General features: G+C 62.6%; 2 protein-coding genes and 1 pseudogene. All 3 read right to left on the bottom strand.

The genetic code is table 11. The features are described from left to right. Positions 1-577, bottom strand: a 577-nt coding sequence (locus PM04_RS17955) for a tail fiber domain-containing protein (RefSeq protein ID WP_152600873.1), incomplete at its 3' end; no start/stop codon positions are given. A 47-nt stretch (positions 578-624) separates the two neighbouring features. After that, positions 625-3171, bottom strand: a complete 2547-nt coding sequence (locus tag PM04_RS17060) for a phage tail protein (protein ID WP_038009093.1) — start codon at positions 3169-3171, stop codon at positions 625-627. A gap of 28 nt (positions 3172-3199) precedes the next feature. Then, positions 3200-3443 (bottom strand): annotated as a pseudogene (locus tag PM04_RS18035) (hypothetical protein); the annotation flags it as partial.

Raw genomic sequence — 3443 nt, 5'->3', positions numbered from 1 at the left:
ACGCGACCGAGAGCTGACCGCTCTCAGCATCCACTTGCACCACTTCGGGCAGGACTGCCTCGACTTCCTGTGCAACAACGCCGATCTGGCGGCTGCCATCCATTGTGAAGCGCACCCCGCGCAGGGCGCACACGAGCGCCAGCGCGTCAGCAATGGTTGCGACGTCAGATTTCAACCGCGCATCGGATGAGGAGACGAAGTTCGGGGCTGTCACCACTCCGGTGAACGTCGCTCCCGACAGTGCCGCCTTCGCCGCAATCACCGCGTCATAGTCCGCCGCGGACTTGGTCGCCATGCTCCCGAGCCCAAGGTTTGTCCGCGCCACGGCCGTATTCGAAAGCCCCGCCAGGTTGCTCGCCGCATCCAAGAGCGCGTCCCAGCCGGTGTTCGTGGCGTTCCGCCTGCGCAGAACTGGTGGTGAGACCGAGGTATCGACCCAGAGCATGCCCGCGGCGGCAGCACTCGGGGCTTTAGCCCCTGCGCTCGTCGATTGCAGGGCGGCGATTACCTCATTGATCCGTGCCCGAACCGCGGCACCCGCATCATTGGCAATCGTAAAGCTGGAGGTTTGCGTCATCTCAGCGGTTTCCAGTTGTGGTCATGGGAGTAATTGCAGTGAACACGTCAGACCACCTCATCAGCATAGAGCCGCAGTTGTGAGACGATCGGCGTATAGGACGCGTCCTTCGTCGTCAGATGCGCCCGCGCCTGAACTGCGCGGGCTTCGATTTCATGGTTATCGAGACGGCCCCAGGGGCCCCAGTTTGGCGAAGCTGCCGGATCGTCATCGGTCTCGCGGATTTCAAAAAGGACATCAATTTCTGCACCGGCTGATCCGTCAAAATCAGCCCATGTATCCATCAACGCCGTGCGCGCATCGATCCGGTCATTGAGTGCCAGCGCGGCCACGCCAATTTCAGAGCGAAGCCGCACGCGTTTCACGGCGCCCAGATCAAGTCCAGCCGCGAAGCCGTATTGCCCCTCCATTGACGTCACTTGTGTCACGCCATTGGCGGTTGCCGTGGCCAAAGTCAGGTTTGATCCTGTCACTTGTAGGTCCGATTTCGAGCCAACAAAGCCGGGCTCAGCTTGCAAGAAGTCCAAGGTCGAGAAGGCTAGAACCTGCGCGCCCTTGGTGGTGACGCGGGTTTCAGGACCTGCGCGGCCGCCGCTGTCTTCAGCCCGCACGAGATAAGTGCCGGGTTTCAACGGCACGACGGCGATGGCTTCGCCGCCCGAGACCCGATCCATCGAATAGCTGTCGGCCCAAGTTGCCATCGCTTCCTTCGAGTGCCGGATCACGATGTTGCCGCCCACGCGGACGTCGGGATCGGCCGAACGCGTCCACTTCAGGATCGCAAGGCCGCCCGCTGTTTGCAATGTGACGTGTTCGAGCAGCGCAGGTGGGGCGGTCAGGCCAAGAATTTCGACCGATGTCTCCTGCCAAGCCGAGGAGACGCCCAGAACCGAGATCGCTTTGATGCGGAAAGCCCAGCCTCCTGGGGCAATGTCGCGGATTTCAAGCGTGGTGCCATCCGTCCGACCGTGGTCGATCCAATCGGCACCACCTTCCGGCTTCGCCTGCAACTGATAGGCCGCCACAAATCCCGAGGGGGCCGCCTCCCAGTTAATCTTGGCCAGAACCTTCAGCCCGCCGCCATCCCGCGTCACATAAAGGTCCTCGGTGACCTGCGGCGCGCCGGGCGCCGGGATGTCATAGGCGTTGGGCAGCGCCGTTCGCGGGGCGGCTGCGTAGATTTGCTCCTCACTTGCCGTCCAGTCGTAGACCAAGGGCGAAGTCTCGCGCAAAACGAGCTCAGGCAGCAACAATGCCCCATCGCCCGAGGCCGTCAGATCCAGGCTCACCCCGTGCACCTCAAAGGGTTTGGCGGCAAAGCCCCAGCGGGCATAGGACAGTGTCACCACATCTCCGACGGTGGCTGCCCAGGCCGACAGTTTCCCCGAGAGCCGAACCGTCATCTGCCGACGTGCGCGCTCGAGCTCAATTTTCGCAAGTCGCTGCGCCATGGCAGCCGAGATGGTGAAGGGCAGCGAGATATCCCGCCATTTCCGTTCGCCGCCATCCTCGGCGAGATAAGCATCAGAGGCATAGGCCGGGAAGTCATCCGGCTGCCAATCGTTTTCAGGGCTGACGAACTGGCCACGTACGCCGTTGAAGTTTGTCGACATCGTTACGCGTGTGGCGAGTGTCAGTCCGCCCATCCGGACATGGTCCGAGGTCAAGGCGACATCAGGCGCACGCCAGGCCCCCGCGTGGATACGCCAGGATCCACCCGAGAAAGCGCAGCGACCGGCGAAGGACGACAGCATCCCCTCAATAATGGTTTTGGGCGCCTCTGAAAGCGTGATCACCCCGTTGCAGGCATAGCGCGGCTCGGATCCACCACCTGCAAGGGGAACGATCTCGTCACAGATGTTGGCGGCCTCCACGAGCGACATCTTATCTATCCCGTCGGGCTCGCCAATGCGCGCGCCGATGCCCCAGGTCGGATTGGCCATATAGTCCGCGAGGCAAAGGGCGGGGTTTTCCGAATAGCCTGCGGTTTGGGTCCGCGGGTCCCAGATGTCGTCCTTGCCCTCCAGATCCACCGTGATGTTCGGGATCCCACCTGGGAAAGCATCCTGGTCATAGGTCAACCGCAGCCGGATCGCGGCACAGCCCCGAAGGCGGTGATCTTCTGTCCATATGTCCGGCAACGCGCTCTGCATGCCCGCAAAGGCCGTCTGATTGGCGGCGCCGAGTTTCTTCTCAATGAGGACTTTTCCGGCCCATCGGCCTTGGGCCACGCCCGCTGCATCGAGGGCCACTTCGCCCTCGAAGTAAATGGCTCCGATTGATTGCACCTGATACGTGGCCAGCACGATCACCAGATCGAGGAACCTGTTGTCCGACCCCGAGGAGTGCAGGAAGACGATGACCCCGCCCTTGCGGGTGCGGCCATAAACCAGATCACGCGGCACCACGGGCTCGCGAATGGTCACGGTGCGCGGTTGCATCTTGGTTTGCGGTTTGGGCATCAAAGCCTGCGCTGCGGTGGACAGCAGGAGCGTGCCGCCAATCCGCAGAAGGGCCGCACCAATCCCGCCTGCAGCCAAGGTTGCACTGATCGCCCCCGCGACGGCGGTGACGGCTGTCACAATGAAGGGCATGAAACAGGTCCGGGCAAAATGTGTCGGATCAGATGTGCCAGGCAAACTGGCAGGAGGTCAGCGGTACGGTCACGAGGCCTTCAGGTGCCATGCCAACCGCTTGGGCCCCGGTACAGACGCCAAAGCCGAGGCCGGTATCGGCCAAAACGATATCGCCGCGCCCAGCCAAAAGAACGGCCGCGCGTGGCTCACCCAAAAGAGCTCGACCCATCTCCTCGAGCGAGGTCCAGCCCAAGCGGCGCATGACACGCGCGCCGCCGAGTGCCGTGGTA

This window comes from Thalassobacter sp. 16PALIMAR09 (assembly GCF_000765485.1).
Taxonomy (GTDB): Bacteria; Pseudomonadota; Alphaproteobacteria; order Rhodobacterales; family Rhodobacteraceae; genus Thalassobacter; species Thalassobacter stenotrophicus.
The sequence above is the reverse complement of the archived record's forward strand: the minus strand, read 5'-3'. Positions and strand labels throughout refer to the sequence as shown.

Coding starts and splice junctions, on each gene's coding strand:
- PM04_RS17060 (WP_038009093.1), bottom strand. CDS start 3,171: ATGCCCTTCATTGTGACAGCCGTCACCGCCGTCGCGGGGGCGATCAGT.